Genomic DNA, 16,733 nt, shown 5'->3' with positions numbered 1-16,733 from the left:
GGGGTATGGTGTCGGTGTTGTCAGTGAAGTGGTATGTCCCGGCTGGTGCCCACCGGCCTTCACAGCCGTTCAACCCCAGCACCCCTTGATTCCCTCAACGGATTGGAACTGACATGAACACCGGGAACCGCCCCCAACTCCCCCTCGCTTCCGCCGCCTGCAGCTGCTGCGGCCCTGCCCAGGCCGCCCGGCCGGGCGCCGCCCTCCCTGAACCTTCCGCGCACGCCTCTCCCGCCGCCGTCGTACGGTCCGACGCCGATGCGGCACCGCAGCGCGACTTCTGAGCCGCGCAGCATCACAGGCACGCCCAAGATTTCGCAGCCCCGGACCAGGTCCGGGCGGCGACTGCCTCCCAGGAGGAAGAATGCAGGACAATCACCACATGCACCATCAAGGCAGTTCCCCGGAGCACCACCAGCCACCCAGCGGGACGCTTACCCAGGCACCGGCACACGGCGCAGGGCACGCACACCATAATGGCCAAGCTGCCCACGGCGACGACGACCACACCGTCCACACCCACGGCCAGCACGCCGGGCACAGCACCGCCATGTTCAAGAACAGGTTCTGGCTGACCCTGGCCCTCGCCGTCCCCGTGGTCTATTTCAGCCCCATGATGGGCCATCTCCTGGGCTACATGCCGCCGGAATTCCCGGGCGCCGCCTGGATCCCGCCGGTGCTGGGGACGGTCATCTTCCTCTATGGTGGCCAGCCGTTCCTCAAGGGCGGCCTGCAGGAGCTCAAAGACCGTTCGCCGGGGATGATGCTGCTGATTGGCATGGCCATTTCCGTAGCCTTCGCCGCGTCCTGGGTCACCAGCCTGGGGATCGGCGGGTTCGACCTCGACTTCTGGTGGGAGCTGGCGTTACTGGTGGCCATCATGCTGCTGGGCCACTGGATCGAGATGCGCGCCCTCGGGTCCGCGCAGGGCGCGCTGGATGCCTTGGCGGCCCTGCTGCCGGACGAGGCCGAACGCATTACGGACGCCGGCACCGAGACTGTCCCGGTGTCTGAGCTAAGCCCCGGGGACTTGGTCCTGGTCCGGCCCGGCGCCCGCATGCCGGCTGACGGCAGCGTGGTGGACGGGCAGGCCGAGTTCGACGAGTCCATGATCACCGGGGAGTCCAGGACCGTGGCCCGCGGTGCCGGGGACGCGGTGGTAGCCGGAACCGTGGCCACCGACAGCAGCGTCCGGGTCCGGGTCACGGCCGTTGGGGACCAGACCGCGCTGGCCGGGATCCAGCGGCTGGTGGAGGAAGCGCAGGCCTCATCATCCCGCGCGCAGGCCCTGGCGGACCGCGCCGCGGCGTTCCTCTTCTACTTCGCCGCCGGCGCCGGCCTCCTGACCTTTATCGCGTGGACATTGCTCGGCAGCGTCCCGGACGCTGTCACGCGAACCGTCACCGTATTGGTCATCGCCTGCCCGCACGCCTTGGGGCTGGCCATCCCGCTGGTGATTGCCATCTCCACCGAACAGGCCGCCCGCGCCGGTGTACTGATCAAGAACCGGATGGCACTGGAGCGCATGCGCACCATCGACGTTGTCCTGTTCGACAAAACCGGCACCCTGACCACCGGCGAACCGGAACTGAATGACGTTGCCGTTGCGGACGGCGCGGATCCCGACGCAGTGCTGGCACTGGCCGCATCGGTGGAGTCAGACAGCGAACATCCGGTGGCGCGCGCCATCGTGCGGGCCGCCAGGGAACGGAATCTGACGCTCCCGGCTGCCACCGGCTTCACCGCACTGACGGGCCGCGGCGTAAGGGCCGGCGTGGACGGACGTACGGTGCACGTGGGCGGGCCGGCGCTGCTGCGCGAACTCGGCGTCGTCGAGCCTGACTCTTTGGCGGCCAGTACGCGCACGTGGATGGACCGGGGCGCCGCCGTGCTGCACGTGGTCGACGACGGCAGGGTCCTGGGTGCCGTCAGCATGGAGGATGCCGTGCGACCGGAGTCGCGGCAGGCCGTGCAGGCCCTGCAGCGGCGCGGCGTCAAGGTGGCCATGGTTACCGGCGACGCCCACCAGGTGGCGAAGGCGGTGGCGGCCGACCTGGGCATCGACGAGGTCTTCGCCGAGGTCCTGCCGGCAGACAAGGACAAGAAAGTCGCCGAGCTGCAGGGCCGCGGGATGAAGGTGGCCATGGTAGGCGACGGCGTCAACGACTCCCCTGCCCTGGCACGGGCCGAGGTGGGCATCGCCATCGGCGCGGGAACCGACGTCGCCGTGGAGTCCGCTGGCGTGGTGCTGGCCGGGAACGATCCCCGGGCAGTCCTGTCCATGGTGGACCTGTCCCGCGCCAGCTACCGGAAAATGTGGCAGAACCTGGTGTGGGCCACCGGCTACAACATCCTGTCCGTGCCGCTGGCCGCCGGCGTCCTGGCCTTCGCCGGGGTGGTCCTCTCCCCCGCGGCGGGTGCCGTGCTGATGTCCGCGTCCACCGTGGTGGTGGCACTGAACGCCCAGCTCCTCCGGCGCCTGAAACTGAACCCGTCAGAGGTACGTTGATCACTGCACACCGAACGGAAGGAGGGACCGCCATGACCACCCGCGCCGTGCCGGCCCTCCTTCGCAGGGCATGGCTGTTCGCCGCTGCTCTGGCCGTCATCGCGGGACTGCTGGGCATGCATGTGCTGACCTCCGGGCACGCTTCGCCCGGGGCCATGTCCCAGGGCGGTGCTTCGCACAGCACTGCTTCGCCCAGCACTCCTTCGCATGGCAAAGTGCCCAACGCAGCTGCTTCGCACAGCGCTGCTCCGCAGCCTGCCAACGCGCCGGCCGCAGCTGCCGTGGACACACCTGACCTGGCCTCGGCCGCCTGCGGCGGCTCCTGCCCGGGGGTGAAGGAATCGGGGGCGCCCTGCGTCCCCTCCGCTCCCAGCGGTCCCCTGACCATTTCCCCGCCGCAGGCAACCCTGGCCGTCCTCCCGCTGCAGCCGGCCGAGGGCGGTCCCGGGCCCGGCTACGGCTACCTGCCGCCGGGCCCCACACCCTGCGAGCTGTCCATCAGCCGGACGTAAACCGGACTGCGCCACACGCCGCGTCCCAGTTCCAGTACTCCCTGAAGGACAACCATGAACCCCACTTTCAAGACCCTTTCAATGGCTGCCGCCCTGGCTGCCTCCCTCGGCCTCGCCGGGTGTGCCGCCAACGCCGGTGCGGGTAGCAGCATGCCCATGGACCACGGCAGCTCCGGCGCCATGTCCAGCACCATGCCGGGCGCCGGCAGCACGCCCAACGCCGGCGCCGACCACAACCAGGCGGACATCATGTTTGCCCAGATGATGATTCCTCACCACTCCCAGGCCGTGGAAATGAGCGACATCATCCTGGCCAAGGCAGGCATGCCGGCCGACGTCATCGCGCTTGCCACCAAGATCAAGGCGGCCCAGGCACCGGAGATCAAGCAGATGACCGGGTGGCTCACCGGCTGGAATTTGCCAACCATGATGAGTGACCATTCCGGGCACGGCATGGCAGGCATGGTGGACGACGACGGGATCAACAAGCTCAAGTCCGCTTCGGGTACCGAGGCTGCCCGGCTGTTCCTCCAGCAGATGATCGGCCATCACGAGGGCGCCATCGACATGTCCCAGCAGGAAATCAGCGCCGGCAAATTCCCGGACGCGGTCAAGCTGGGCCATGACATCGTGGCTGCCCAGCAGGCGGAAATCACCCAGATGAAGCAGCTGCTGGCCGCGCTGTAGCAGGCGGACCCGCGAATGCGCGCGGCGCGGCGGCGGCACCCCGGTTCGGGAGGCCGCCGCCGGGCAGCCGCGTGTTAAGTTGAAAGGCACGGGCCTGAGCGGGTCCGGCACCAGCTGGGAAAAGAGAACATCTCCTTGGACACTTCCACACCAGTACGGATCCTGACCGTCTGCACCGGGAACATCTGCCGGTCGCCGGTGGCCGAACGGCTGCTGCAGGCAGGATTGGACCAGGCGGTGCCGGGCGGCTTCCAGGTGTCCAGCGCCGGCACCCGGGCCCTGGTGGGCGAGCCGATGCAGCCTCTCTCCGCAGAGATCGTACGGACCTTCGGCGGGGACCCGGAAGGGTTTGCGGCGCGGCAGCTGACGCCGAAGATCCTGCGCGGCGTAGACCTGGTGCTCACCATGACTTCCGGCCACCGCGGAGAGGTCCTCCAGCTTGACGCTTCCCTGCTCAAGCGGACGTTCACCATCCGCGAGTTCGCGCGAATGCTCGATGTCCTCGATCAACGGGAGGACCGCCAGCGGACGGCTGGCGCGGACAGCCAGCCCGCCGCCGTCGTACCTTCGCAGGACACCGGTTCCGACGTCGAAGGCGGCCTCGCAGCCAACGCCGCCTTGTGGCGGGGGCTGCCGGCGCGGGCCGCCGGAGTACGGCACCTCTCGCTGCCGGCCGATTCCGCGGACAACGACATCGTGGACCCCTACCGCCGCGCTCCGGAGGTTTACCGGGAGATGGAGGACCAGCTGGCCCCTGCGATCGTCTCCATCCTGCGCCACGCACGGCTCAACTCTCCGGTCCATGGGGGCGCTGCCCGGTAGCTGAAGTGCGTTGCCGCAGTTCCGGGGAGCGGCAGGCCTAATATGCGCGGCGGAAAACGCTGCGGGTTTTCTGTGGATTCCCCCGATGTAAAGGAAATTTACCGGTGCTAATTTTCCGAAATGAGCACCCAGGCCAAGCTGTTGAGCGTAAGCCCCGGCGTCACCCCCGCGCCGAAATCCAGGCGTCGCAGCCCCCTGCGCACTGTGCTGCTGGTGCTGCTCGCAGTGGCGATTCTGGTCCCCGCTGCGGCAGGCGCCTACCTCTTCAGCCTGGGTCAGGCTTATGACTCCCAAGCTAAGGTCATCGACAATCCTTTCCCGCCGGAATCCAGCCGCCCGCAGTCGAATTCGCAGGCGCCGGCCGGAGAACCGGCGGGAGCAGCGGCAGGAAGCGTTCCGGGAGCGGGCTTTGCAGCGGTTCCCGTCGCGGGGCCAACCGCCGGCGCTTTGAACATATTGGTGCTGGGCAGCGACAGCCGGGGCGCCACGGTGGACCAGGCTGTTTCCGGCAACAACTCCGATCAACGGGCAGATACCCTCATGCTGGTCCACATCCCGGCCGACCGGGCCAAGATCTTCTCGATTTCGATCATGCGGGACTTGTGGGTGGACATCCCTGGCAAGGGACAGGCCAAAATCAATGCAGCACTTGCCTACGGCGGCGTGCCCCTTATGGTGCAAACAGTGGAAGGGCTATTCCACCAGAGGATCGACCACGTAGCCATGATCGACTTTAAAGGTTTCGTGGGGCTTACCAACGCCCTCGGCGGGGTTGAAGTGAACGTCACCCAGCCCTTTGTTTCGGCCCACGACAACTTCAAGTACGCCGCGGGCCCGAATCTGCTGGACGGTAAGCATGCACTTGAGTTCGTCCGCGAGCGCTATGCATTTTCCGACGGCGACTACCAGCGGGTGCGCAACCAACAAGCCTTTGTCCGGGCGCTCCTCGCAAAGAACCTAAGCCCCGAGACGCTTCTCAATCCTGTCAAGGTCCAGAACGTGGTCAGCTCCATGGCTCCTTTCATCAGTGTGGACCGGGGACTCAACGCTGCAGCACTGGCAGGGCTGGCTTTCGAACTTCGAAACGTGCGGGCCAGCGATATGCAGATGTTCACGCTGCCCACCCTGGGCACGGGGACATCCAGCGACGGGCAGTCCATCGTCCTGGCCGATTACACAGCCATCAACGCCATTGGCCAGGCCTTGGCAGGTGACAGTTTGGACACGTACGTAGCGAGCAATGGCGCAAGAGGCGGACACTGATCCCACCTGAACACTACGAGGTGGAGGACCATCATGAGCACTGCCGGCCCATCTGATCCAGCCAGTACCCCCCGGCCTGCCTGGATGCTTGCCCTGGGACGGCGCCGCTGGATCGCCGCGCTGGTGGCGCTGGTGCTTGTGGTGGCCGCCGGCGTCGCGGTCTTCAGCCTGAACCGGGCCGGCCAGGAAGCGCAGCCGGCAGCCACCCAGACCCAGCCGCCCAGCCCGACGCCGACGCCCACGCCCTCTGAAACTCCTCCGCCGGCCCCTGCCCCGCCGCCGCCACCTGCGCCCATTCCGGACCTGCCTGCGGTCCCAATGAACATCCTCGTCATCGGCAGCGACATCCGTGACACCCCCGCCCGCGACGCCGCGGCCCACACCGCCGCCACCGGCGAACCCCAGGACCAGCGGGCCGACACCCTCATGGTGGTCCACGTCCCTGCCGACCGGCGGAACCTCTACCTCATCTCGATCAACCGGGACAACTGGGTGGACATCCCCGGATTCGGCAGCGCCAAGATCAACGCCGGGCTGCAGTATGGGGGCATCGACATGCAGACCGCCGCCGTGCAGCAACTGCTGGGCATCACCATCGACCACACCCTGATGCTTGACTTTGGCGGTTTCAAGCTCCTGGTGGACGGACTGGGGGGCATCGACGTCAACGTGCCCATGGCCTTCCAGTCCAGCATCGAAACCCAGCACGTCTTCAGCGCGGGCGTGAACCACCTCGATGGCCAGGCCGCCCTGGAATTCTCCCGCGAGCGCTACGCCTTCTCTGACGGGGACTTCCAGCGGGTCCGAGACCAGCAGATCATGCTCCGGGCAATCCTGGCCCGGCTCACGGGGGGCGGTGCCCTGAACGACGTGACAGCGGTGCGGTCGCTGGTCGATTTCGCCTCCTGCTGCCTCACGGTGGACAGGGCCTTTGACCCCGTCCAGGCTACGATCCTGGCGTACAGCCTGCGCAACCTGGACGTGAACGCCATCGGAACCATGACCCTTCCCACGTTGGGCTCCGGCTTTGTGGCCGGGCAGTCCGTGCTGTTTCCCGATTACGCCGGCATTGCGGCGGTGGGTGCGGCCTTGCGGGAGGGCCGGATCGGCGACTTCGCGAAGCCATAGTCCGGGCGGCGCCCTGCGGCATGGCCACGCAGCGACGCGCATACACGTTGCCGCGGCTGATATTCCTTTCCGCGGCCCACATCCCGGGGTCTCCAGGGAACCTGCGCGTCGCGGGTGAATTTGCGCGTCGTACACCCCGGGTTCACCCCATCGCCAGAATCCGTGTGCCCGCCCGGGAAACCCTGAGGACATGACTGAGACTTCCCAGGCCGGGGTTTCCCGCCGCACCATCGTCAAGAGTTCCGTCCTCGCCGCCGCACTGGCCTCCATCCCCGCCGCGAACGCAACGGCCGCCACCCAGTCTCCCGGCGGCGTAGCACTGGTCCGCAACAGGCTCACCCTGCCCAGCGGCATCGCCACCGGCGACGTCACCTCGGATTCAGCCGTCCTCTGGTCGCGTGCCTCGGGCGCCGGGCGCATGACGGCCGTGCTGCGCGCCGTGGACGACGCCGGCCAGGTGCTTAGCGGGCGGGGCGCTTTCGAGCGGGTCCTCCGCGGACCCCGCGCCACCCAGGCGTCCGACTTTACTGCCAAAATCCACGCGGGGAACCTGCCCTCCAACACCCGGTTCTCGCTGGAGATCAGTTTCGAGGACGACGGCGGCGCGGCGGGCGAGACTGTCCGCGGCGGGTTCCGCACGGCCCCGGACACGGGGACGGTCAACGGCAAGGGCCGCACCGGTGGGACGGGCAACGGAGGCGACGTCCCGGCGTCGTCCGCGCAAAGCTTTGTGTGGACGGGCGACACGGCCGGCCAGGGGTGGGGCATCAACGAGGAGATCGGCGGGATGCGCGGCTACCGGGCCATGCACCAGACCCGGCCGGACTTCTTTATCCACTCAGGCGACACCATCTACGCCGATGGCCCCATTGCGGAGACCGTCACCGAAAAGGACGGGCAGGTATGGAAGAACCTGGTCACCGACGAGGTGTCCAAGGTGGCCGAGACCCTCACCGAATTCCGCGGCCGGCACCGCTACAACTCCATGGACGCCAACATGCGGGCCCTGTTCGCGGACGTCCCGGTGATCGCCCAGTGGGACGACCACGAGACGCACAACAACTGGTACCCCGGCCAGATCCTGGACGACTCCCGCTACACCGTGCGGGACGTCAACACCCTCGCCGCCCGCGGCCGGCAGGCCTGGCAGGAGAACATGCCAATCGCGGACAGTTCGGCCATTTGGCGCCCGGGAACATTCGACGACGCCGGCACTTACCAGCCGGCGCGAATCTACCGGAAGATTTCCCGTGGCCCGCAGCTGGAGATCTTCTGCCTGGACATGCGCACTTACAAGTCCCCCAACACGGACGGCAAGGAACCCTACGCCACCGCCATTTTGGGCCAGGAGCAGGTGGACTGGCTGGTCAGCGAGGTCAGCAAGTCCAAGGCCACCTGGAAGGTGATCGCCAACGACCTGCCGCTGGGGGTGGTGGTGCCGGACGGCCCGGTGAATGAGGAGAGCGTGTCCAATCGCGACGCCGGCGCCCCCTTGGGCCGTGAGCTGGAAATCGCCGGGGTGCTCAGCGCGTTCAAACGCAACGGCGTCAAGAACACCGTCTGGCTCACCGCCGACGTCCACTACTGCGCCGCCCACCACTACTCCCCCGAGCGGGCGGCCTTCACCGACTTCGATCCGTTCTGGGAGTTCGTGGCCGGGCCCATCGCTGCGGGATCCTTCGGTCCGAACGCGATGGACGGCACCTTTGGTCCCGAAGTGGTGTTCTCCAAGACGGGACGCTTCGCCGGTGAGTCCCCGCGCGACGGCGAAAACCAGTTCTTCGGGCACGTCCAGCTGGGCGAGGACAACAGCTTCACCGTCAGCCTCCGCAACGCCAACGGCGCCACCGTATTCTCGAAAGTCCTGACCCCCGAGCGGTAGGCCGTCCGTTATTTTCCGCCGCCCCGTGGGTACGCCGTGGGTAATGTTCCTGCATTTGGCACGGCGAGCGGACGGGGTGGTGTTGTGAAGGATGAGCGGGCGGCGGGTGCTGCGGCGGACGACGACGGCCTGACCCAGGCGGTCCAGGAGGCCGGGGCTGTGGAGCTGCTGTTGATCCGGCATGGGGAGAGCGAAGGCAACGTTGCGGCCACCGAGGCGCGGGAAGCCGGGGTGGAAGTCATCGAGGTTCCCGCCCGCGATGCGGACGTGAACCTGTCCGGGACGGGACGGGACCAGGCCAAAGCCCTGGGTACCGCCCTGGGCCGGACCGCGGCGGATTTTCGGCCGGACGCTGTGGTGTCCTCCCCCTACGCTCGGGCCCGGCAGACGGCGGAGATCGCGGTGGAAACCGCAGGCTGGCCGGTGCAGGTGCGCACGGACGAGCGGTTGCGGGACCGTGAGCTGGGCATCCTGGACCGGCTCACCCGGCTGGGCGTGGAGAACCGCTACCCGGAGGAATCCGAGCGCCGGGACTGGCTCGGCAAGCTGTACTACCGGCCGCCCGGAGGGGAATCCTGGGCCGACGTTGCGCTGCGGCTCCGGTCCGTCCTGGCAGAGTTGAACAACCTGGGCACCGGACACCGGGTGATGCTGGTGTGCCACGACGCCGTGATCATGCTGTTCCGGTACGTGCTGGAGGGGCTCAGTGAAAAGGAGCTGCTGGACCTGGCCGCCAGGGAGGCCATCCTCAATGCGTCCGTGACCCGGTTCGTCCGCCCGTCCGGCGCCGGCCCGTGGACACTGGAGAGCTTCAATGTCGCTGACCACCTGGCCGAGCAGGGCATCGCGGTTACCGAGCATGCAGGAGACACCAGTGTCCGGCCGCAGTGACTCCTCTCCCGTCCCCGTTACGCCCTCGCTCCTGCGGGACTGGCGGTTGCCGGCACCGGGAGCTGACAAGTATTCCCGGGGCTCGGTGCTGGTGGTGGGCGGCGCCCGCTCCACCCCTGGCGCGGCACTGCTGGCGGGCGTTTCAGCGCTGCGTGCGGGAGCGGGGAAACTTACGCTGGCAGTGGCGGGGTCGGTGGCCGTGCAGCTTGGGGTGGCGGTACCGGAATGCGGGGCCATTGCCATGCCGGAAACGTCCGGCGGCTCGGTCAAGGCCGAACTCGAGGGCATCTCCTCCTACCTTGACCGGGCAGACACCGTGCTGGTCGGGCCCGGCCTGGACGACCCTGACCTTGCCGGCGAACTGCTGCAGGCCCTGCTGAGCCGCGAGGCAGGCCGTGGCGGGGACGGCACGTCCGGCGCTTCCGACGGCAGCCAAGGAGGCCCCGCCGTCGTCCTCGATGCCTACGCACTGGCCGCCTTGGTGCACCTGGAGGACCAGCTGGACCCTTGGCGCGGCCGGTTGATTCTCACGCCGAATCCCACGGAAGCGGCTATCCTGCTGGGACGGGATGTGGCGGACCTCGAACGGGACGTCGCCGGCATCTCTGAACGGTTTGGTGCCGTGGTCAGTTGCCAGGGGCTGGTCAGCAAGCCAACGGGGCCCGATGCGGACGGCCCCGGCCTGTGGAAGATCACCACCGGGTACGGCGGTTTGGGAACATCCGGCAGCGGCGACGTGCTGGCGGGGGCGATTGCCGGGCTCCAGGCGCGGGGCACGACCTGCGCACAGGCAGCCTGCTGGGGTACGCACCTGCACGCAGCCGCGGCGGACCGGCTGGCCAGCAGGATGGGTCCCCTGGGATTCCTGGCCCGCGAGCTGGCGGATGAACTGCCCGCGCTGATGCTGGAACTCAGCGTCTGAACGCCTAGCCACTGCCCGCCCGCAGCGGGAGTCCTGGGACATGGATGGCCCCCGGCCGAAACCGGGGGCCACCGTGGCGGGAGGGTAAGGCTTACGCTGCCGATGCGCTGTCTGGCGCTGTGGCGTGCACAGAATGGCGATTCGCCCCAAAAAGGCAGTCAACAGATGTGCCCGCCTCCCGGTCCTGTGGTGAAACTAAGCGGCGATTTCCTGCTTTGCCCCCTTCGTTTCGATCTCGATCTTGCGCGGCTTGGCCTTTTCGGCAACCGGGATCCGCAGCGTCAGGACGCCGGCGTCATAGCTGGCCTTGATGTGGTCAGTGTCCAGCGTGTCGCCGAGGATCAGTTGGCGGCTGAAGACGCCGCGCGGCCGTTCAGAGGCGACCAATTCGGTGTCCTTGCCCACTGGGTCCGGGCGTTCGGCCCGCACCGTCAGGACATTCCGTTCAACATCCAGGTCCACCGAGTCCACCGAGACACCGGGCAAATCAAAGGCCACGACGAATACCTGGTCCTCTCGCCATGCATCCATCGGCATCGCCGCCGGGCGTGCAGCCGTGCCGAGGACCTGCTGGGCCAGCCTGTCCAGCTCGCGGAACGGATCGGTTCGCATCAACATGGCTTCCCTCCTCGTAAGAGATGGTCCAACATCATTCCCGTATCAGCCGATCTATGGTGGCTGATATAGATTTTTTAGCACTGGAGAACCAGGTCCGCAAGGGTTTCCAGCAGCGGATTCCGGAGAATTTTCCGGCCACCGCGGGCATGGAAAAGGGCCCTCCCAGCCGTGCACGGGCAGGCAGCGGAAGGGCCCTTTGAGGTTGGCGGTCAGTCCCGGGTGGGGTCCGGGCGGAGCGGCGCCGGGCCGGGATCCGGGACGGGAAGCGGTCCCGGAGGCGCCGGTGCGGGGAACGGATTCGGGGATGGCGGGCCGGGAGGGTGCGGCTGGGTGGGGTCCGGGGAGGTGGGCTCCGGGCCCGGTTCCGGCGGGAACGGCTCAGGTTCGTGCACTGGCGGGATGGTCATGAACTTCCCTTCTCACGCTGGGCGGATGTGCCTTGGACTGCCCAGCCTACGCTTGCGCTCCGCCTGCAACCACCCTCTTCTCCCCGGTTGCTCCATCAGTTTTGGTCCCTAAACGCCGGTTTTAGGAGCCATAAGTGATGGAGCATCACGACGGCGGGGGGTTGCCAACGTGCGGATCCGTCAGTCCCGGACCGGGAGGATGAGACCCAGGGTCTTCGCCCTCTTCCAGCCAAGGGCGTCTCCCCCGACAGCGAACGGCCCCGTGGCCCGCGGGGGTGGTGGATATATTGAATCCATGACCTCCACTTCCCTGCAGGATTCCGCCGGCACTGCGGTCCCGGCTCCCCCGGCCGCCAAAAAGATCCCCACCGAGCGCACCCACCACGGGGAGACCTTCGTGGACAACTACGAGTGGCTGCGGGACAAGGAATCGGCGGAGGTGGTGGAGCACCTGCGGGCCGAAAACGCCTACCAGGAAGCCGTCACGGCGCACCAGGAACCGCTCCGGGAGGCCATTTTCCAGGAGATCAAAGGCCGCACCCAGGAAACCGACCTGTCCGTCCCGCACCGCAAGGACGGCTGGTGGTACTTCAGCCGCTCGGCGGAGGGCAAGGAGTACGGCATCCACTGCCGGGTTAAGGCACAGGACTCCGGAGACAAGGTGGCCGACTGGACGCCTCCGGCTGTAGAGGCCGGGGTGGAGATCCCGGGCGAGGAGATCCTGCTGGACGGCAATGTGGAGGCCGAAGGCAAGCCGTTCTTCTCCGTGGGCGGTACAGCGGTCACCGTGGATGGCAACCTGTACGCCTATGCGGTGGACAATGCCGGCGACGAACGCTTCACGCTGCGGATCAAGGACCTGCGCACAGGCGAACTGCTGCCGGATGTCATTGAAAACATCTTCTACGGGGTGGCATTCTCCCCGGACGGCACCCGTCTCTTCTACACCGTGGTGGACGAGTCCTGGCGCCCCTACCAGGTGAAGGCGCACGTCCTTGGCACCCCTGTGTCGGAGGACCTGGTGGTGTACCAGGAGGACGACGCGGCCATGTGGCTGGGCTTCGAACTCTCCGCGGACCGGCGCCACCTGGTACTGGGGATCGGATGCTCGGAGTACAGCGAAACCAGGCTGCTGCGCTTCGACGATCCCGCCGGCGCCATCACCACGGTCATTTCCCGCAACGAGCGCGTCCTGTATGAGGCCGAACCCTTCCTGCTCGACGGGCAGGAACGCATCCTGCTCACGCACAACCGCGGTGCCATCAACTCCATGGTCTCCCTGGCGGACCCGGCCGAGCTGGAAAAGCCGCTGGCCGAACAGGCCTGGCAGACCGTCGTCGGGCATTCCGACGACGTGCGCGTCAACGGCGCCGGCGTCACCGCCACGCACTTGGTGGTGTCCATCCGCAAGGACACCATCGAGCGGGTGCAGGTGATGGGGCTGGCCGGCCTGGGCACGCCCGCCCAGCAGGAGCCCGTGGAACCGGCTTTCGATGAGGAGCTTTACACCGCCGGCGTGGGCGGCTCGGACTACGAATCCCCCGTCATCCGGCTGGGCTACACGTCCTACTTCACGCCGTCGCGCATCTACGATTTCGTCCTGCCCACCCCGGAGCAGCCGGCCGGCGAGCTGCTGCTGCGCAAGGAAAGCCCGGTCCTGGGCGGCTACGACGGCAGCGACTACGTGGCCACCAGGGAATGGGCCACGGCCGGAGATGGCACGCGCATCCCGCTGTCCGTCCTGCGGCACAAGGGCGTGAAGCGGGATTCGACGGCGGCCGGCCTGGTCTACGGGTACGGCTCCTATGAAATGAGCATGGACCCGGGCTTCGGCATCGCACGGTTGTCGCTGCTGGACCGCGGCATCGTGTTCGTGATCGCCCACATCCGCGGCGGCGGCGAGCTGGGCCGGCACTGGTACGAGGACGGCAAGAAGCTCACCAAGAAGAACACCTTCACCGACTTCGTGGACGCCACTGACTGGCTGGCAGGCTCGGGATGGGTGGACCCGGCCCGGATCGCAGCGCTTGGAGGCTCCGCGGGCGGGCTGCTGATGGGCGCCATTGCCAACATGGCACCCGAGAAGTACGCCGCCATTGTGGCGCAGGTGCCGTTCGTGGACCCGCTCACCAGCATCCTGGACCCGGACCTGCCGCTCTCCGCGCTGGAGTGGGAAGAGTGGGGCAACCCGATCACCGATCCCCAGGCCTACGCCTACATGAAGTCCTATTCGCCGTACGAGAATGTGCGGGCGGTGGCCTACCCCAAGATCGCCGCCGTGACGTCCTTCAACGACACCCGGGTCCTCTATGTTGAACCGGCCAAGTGGGTGCAGGAACTGCGGAACAAGACGACGGGGACCGCGCCCATCGTCATGAAGATCGAGATGGACGGTGGCCACGGGGGCGCCTCCGGCCGGTACGTGCAGTGGCGGGAACGGGCCTGGGACTACGCATTCATCGCCGACGCCCTGGGCGCCACCGAGCTCCTCCCCGGCGCCGGCCTGAAACAGGACTGAAGGTACGACGGCGGGCGGGTCCCGCCGTCGTACGCTTCCTTTGCCGCGCCGCAGCAGGCAGCGCTTCAGGGCTGCGGGTGCTCCACCAGCCACTCAGCGAGTGTTTCAAGGTTGGCGCGGACGGTGCGTCCCTGGGCGCGCTCTACCAGGGGATCGGCGATCTTGCCAAAGATGCCGCCCAGGCCGGAATCGGCATCGATCCGCTGGGTGACCCGGGTGCCGCCACCGGCCGGTTCAAGGGTGAACGTCACCGTGAAGTTCAGCTTCCCTTCAACGGAGCGGGACACCATCCGCCTTGGCGGGTCGAACTCCACCACCTCGACAGTCCAGTCGAAGCGCCGGCCCATCACTCAACGGATTCTTCTACTACTGGCATCGGATTCTCCTGGAACAGCGCCTGCGGCCGACGCGGCTCGGCCGGCAGGTAGGCACAGCGCCAGCTTGGACCGCTGCCGCGCCACTGTCAATGCGCCAATAAGCTCACCATGCTTACCATTGGGGGGCACTTGTTTTCCGGCACGGATACAGAGGAGCAGGCATGTCATTGAGCAAGGGAACGCACGTGGAGTGGAACACTTCACAGGGCAAGACGCACGGCAGGATCGTCGAGAAGAAAACCAGCGACTTCGAGCTCGATGGCAACACCCACCGAGCCAGCAAGGATGAGCCGCAGTATGTGGTGGAATCGGACAAGACCGGCGCCCGGGCGGCGCACAAGGCATCCGCACTGACCGAGAAGAAGTAGTCCCGTGGCTGCCCAGCACGAGGTTGTGGTCATTGGCGGCGGCAACGCCGGCATCTCCCTGGCCGCCCGGCTGCGGCGCTACGGCGTCAAGGACGTCGCAGTGATCGAACCCCGGGACCACCACCTCTACCAGCCGCTTTTCTCGCACATCGCGGGCGGCCGGGCGCAGGCCGGAGAGGCCATCCGGCCACAGCAATCCGTCATCCCCAACGGCGTCACCTGGATCCGGGATGCCGCCGCCGGCGTGGATGCGGCGGGCAATACCGTCACGCTGGAATCGGGGGCCCGGGTGGCTTACGGGCAGCTGGTGGTATGCCCGGGGCTGCAGTACGACTGGGACGCTGTGCCAGGGCTCGCCGAGGCCGTCCATTCGCCGAACGGCGCCTCCCACTATGAGTTTGAACTGGCTCCCAAGGCCTGGACGCTGCTGAGCGCCATGACCTCCGGGACCGCTGTGTTCACCATGCCGGCAGGCCCCATCAAGTGCGGCGGCGCCGCCCAGAAACCCATGTACCTGGCCTGCGACTACTGGCGGGAACAGGGGGTCCTGGACAAGATCCGGGTGGTGATGGTGCAGCCCTACCCCACCGTGTTTGGGGTGCCGGAGGTGGACCGGGAACTGGACCGCAAGATCGCTGAGTACGGGATCGAACTGCGGACCAACAGCGAACTGGTGGCGGTCAGCCCTGCCGGGCGCAGGGCTACCATCCGGGACCACGCCGCCCACACCACGGAGGACCTGGCGTACGACTTCATCAATGCCGTCCCGCCGCAATCGGCCCCGAACTGGCTCAAGGCCACGGACCTGCCGGCTCCCGGTGACGCGGGCGGCTTCGTGGAAGTGGACCGGCAGACGCTGCGGCATCTCCGCTACCCCAACGTGTGGTCCCTGGGCGACGCCGCGGGCACCACCAACTCTAAGTCCGGCGGTGCGCTGCGCAAGCAGACCAAGGTGGTGGCCAAAAACCTGGTGGCCGCCAGGAAAGGAAAGCCTCTGCGCGCCAAGTATGACGGCTACTCGGTCTGTCCGTTCACCGTGTCACGGGACACCGTGGTGTTCGCCGAGTTCGATGACACGTACCGGCCCAAACCCACCATCCCCCGGGTACCTACCTGGAACGAGAGCAGGCTGTCCTGGGTGGTGGACCGGGATCTCTTTCCCAAAATTTACTGGAACCTGATCCTCAAAGGCCGGGCGTAGCGGCTACCGGGCGGCGCCGATGCGCCATTCAGCGGCCAGGATGGCGTAAACCAGCTCGGTAGCCCACTGTCCCTTGTACCGCCATTTGTCGATATGCCGTGCCTCAAGCCGCATGCCCAGCCGGCTGCAGAGTGCGGCCGAGGCATGGTTGAGTTCATCCAGCCGTGCCTCGATCCGGTGCAGGCCAAGTTCCCCGAAGCCAAGGCTGAGCACGGCGTCGGCGGCCTCCGTGCCGTAGCCCTTGCCGCGGGCCGCCGGCGCCAGGGTCCATCCAACTTCGGCCTGGCCCTCGCCGGGGAGCCATTTCAGGACCACTTCACCCAGCAGGCCCGGTCTTTCGGCGGCTTCGATAGCCAGGGCCACCCAGTCGCCCTCCTTCTCGAAGACAAAGTTGGCGTACCTGCCCACCCGCTCCATGGACTGCGTATAGGTCTTGGCCGGCCCGGGCAGGAAGCGCGCGGTATCCGGCAGCGAGTGGTAGGCGTGGAAGGCGTCCAGGTCACCGCCGTTGAACCGGCGCAGGACCAGCCGTTCGGTGGTGATGGGCAGGCGGATCTCAGGCATGGATCGAGGTTACGCCACCGCTCCGCAAAGAACGACGACGGCCCCCACCCCGCGTGGCTGGAGG

Annotated in this window: 17 protein-coding genes; 13 read left to right on the top strand and 4 right to left on the bottom strand. The window is 67.4% G+C overall.

Going from position 1 to position 16,733, the window contains the following annotated elements:
- The first annotated feature begins 113 nt into the window (after nucleotides 1–113).
- The 10 genes from PV772_RS21480 to PV772_RS21435 all read left to right on the top strand — a co-directional run bounded on the left by PV772_RS21480 (nucleotide 114) and on the right by PV772_RS21435 (nucleotide 10,616).
- Nucleotides 114–284: a hypothetical protein gene (locus PV772_RS21480; protein ID WP_168225730.1), complete on the top strand. Its 171-nt coding sequence runs from the start codon at nucleotides 114–116 to the stop codon at nucleotides 282–284.
- Nucleotides 285–364: 80 nt separating this feature from the next.
- Nucleotides 365–2,509, top strand: a complete 2,145-nt coding sequence (locus PV772_RS21475; protein WP_347887502.1) for a heavy metal translocating P-type ATPase — start codon at nucleotides 365–367, stop codon at nucleotides 2,507–2,509.
- Between the two features lie 32 nt (nucleotides 2,510–2,541).
- Nucleotides 2,542–3,021, top strand: coding sequence for a hypothetical protein (locus PV772_RS21470; protein ID WP_347887501.1), 480 nt, complete (start codon nucleotides 2,542–2,544; stop codon nucleotides 3,019–3,021).
- Nucleotides 3,022–3,075: 54 nt separating this feature from the next.
- Nucleotides 3,076–3,708, top strand: a complete 633-nt coding sequence (locus PV772_RS21465; protein ID WP_347887500.1) for a DUF305 domain-containing protein — start codon at nucleotides 3,076–3,078, stop codon at nucleotides 3,706–3,708.
- A gap of 135 nt (nucleotides 3,709–3,843) precedes the next feature.
- Nucleotides 3,844–4,530, top strand: a complete 687-nt coding sequence (locus PV772_RS21460) for a low molecular weight phosphatase family protein (RefSeq protein WP_347887499.1) — start codon at nucleotides 3,844–3,846, stop codon at nucleotides 4,528–4,530.
- Between the two features lie 120 nt (nucleotides 4,531–4,650).
- Nucleotides 4,651–5,793: an LCP family protein gene (locus PV772_RS21455; RefSeq protein WP_347887498.1), complete on the top strand. Its 1,143-nt coding sequence runs from the start codon at nucleotides 4,651–4,653 to the stop codon at nucleotides 5,791–5,793.
- Between the two features lie 33 nt (nucleotides 5,794–5,826).
- Nucleotides 5,827–6,921 carry an LCP family protein gene (locus tag PV772_RS21450; RefSeq protein ID WP_347887497.1) on the top strand — a complete coding sequence of 365 codons (1,095 nt, stop codon included), beginning with the start codon at nucleotides 5,827–5,829 and terminating at the stop codon, nucleotides 6,919–6,921.
- A 190-nt stretch (nucleotides 6,922–7,111) separates the two neighbouring features.
- Nucleotides 7,112–8,803, top strand: coding sequence for an alkaline phosphatase D family protein (locus PV772_RS21445; protein ID WP_141159483.1), 1,692 nt, complete (start codon nucleotides 7,112–7,114; stop codon nucleotides 8,801–8,803).
- Nucleotides 8,804–8,887: 84 nt separating this feature from the next.
- Nucleotides 8,888–9,694: a histidine phosphatase family protein gene (locus PV772_RS21440; protein WP_347887496.1), complete on the top strand. Its 807-nt coding sequence runs from the start codon at nucleotides 8,888–8,890 to the stop codon at nucleotides 9,692–9,694.
- Nucleotides 9,663–10,616 carry an ADP/ATP-dependent (S)-NAD(P)H-hydrate dehydratase gene (locus tag PV772_RS21435; protein ID WP_347887495.1) on the top strand — a complete coding sequence of 318 codons (954 nt, stop codon included), beginning with the start codon at nucleotides 9,663–9,665 and terminating at the stop codon, nucleotides 10,614–10,616. The genes PV772_RS21440 and PV772_RS21435 overlap by 32 nt, the downstream gene beginning before the upstream one ends.
- 195 nt (nucleotides 10,617–10,811) lie before the next feature.
- On the opposite strand, the gene PV772_RS21430 is transcribed toward PV772_RS21435, so the two are convergent.
- Nucleotides 10,812–11,234 (bottom strand): Hsp20 family protein, encoded by a 423-nt coding sequence (locus PV772_RS21430; RefSeq protein WP_347887494.1) that lies wholly within the window; start codon nucleotides 11,232–11,234, stop codon nucleotides 10,812–10,814.
- 209 nt (nucleotides 11,235–11,443) lie between these two features.
- Nucleotides 11,444–11,641: a hypothetical protein gene (locus PV772_RS21425; RefSeq protein ID WP_141159479.1), complete on the bottom strand. Its 198-nt coding sequence runs from the start codon at nucleotides 11,639–11,641 to the stop codon at nucleotides 11,444–11,446.
- A gap of 295 nt (nucleotides 11,642–11,936) precedes the next feature.
- Between PV772_RS21425 and PV772_RS21420 the strand changes: the two genes are divergently transcribed.
- Nucleotides 11,937–14,159, top strand: coding sequence for a S9 family peptidase (locus PV772_RS21420; RefSeq protein WP_347887493.1), 2,223 nt, complete (start codon nucleotides 11,937–11,939; stop codon nucleotides 14,157–14,159).
- A gap of 65 nt (nucleotides 14,160–14,224) precedes the next feature.
- Here the strand turns inward: PV772_RS21420 and PV772_RS21415 are convergent, their stop codons facing one another.
- Complete coding sequence (locus tag PV772_RS21415; RefSeq protein WP_347887509.1) at nucleotides 14,225–14,506, bottom strand: SRPBCC family protein; 282 nt, start codon at nucleotides 14,504–14,506, stop codon at nucleotides 14,225–14,227.
- Between the two features lie 191 nt (nucleotides 14,507–14,697).
- Between PV772_RS21415 and PV772_RS21410 the strand changes: the two genes are divergently transcribed.
- Together PV772_RS21410 and PV772_RS21405 are read left to right on the top strand one after the other, a co-directional pair.
- Nucleotides 14,698–14,904, top strand: coding sequence for a DUF2945 domain-containing protein (locus PV772_RS21410; protein WP_347887492.1), 207 nt, complete (start codon nucleotides 14,698–14,700; stop codon nucleotides 14,902–14,904).
- A 4-nt stretch (nucleotides 14,905–14,908) separates the two neighbouring features.
- On the top strand, nucleotides 14,909–16,105 hold the full coding sequence (locus PV772_RS21405; protein ID WP_347887491.1) for an FAD/NAD(P)-binding oxidoreductase: 1,197 nt from the start codon (nucleotides 14,909–14,911) through the stop codon (nucleotides 16,103–16,105).
- Nucleotides 16,106–16,108: 3 nt separating this feature from the next.
- Here the strand turns inward: PV772_RS21405 and PV772_RS21400 are convergent, their stop codons facing one another.
- Nucleotides 16,109–16,669, bottom strand: a complete 561-nt coding sequence (locus tag PV772_RS21400) for a GNAT family protein (protein ID WP_347887490.1) — start codon at nucleotides 16,667–16,669, stop codon at nucleotides 16,109–16,111.
- Nucleotides 16,670–16,733 lie beyond the last annotated feature (64 nt).

It is taken from the genome of Pseudarthrobacter sp. CC12, assembly GCF_039907755.1.
In the GTDB taxonomy this organism is placed as follows: Bacteria; Actinomycetota; Actinomycetes; order Actinomycetales; family Micrococcaceae; genus Arthrobacter; species Arthrobacter niigatensis.
This window is presented reverse-complemented; position numbering and strand designations above follow the sequence as displayed.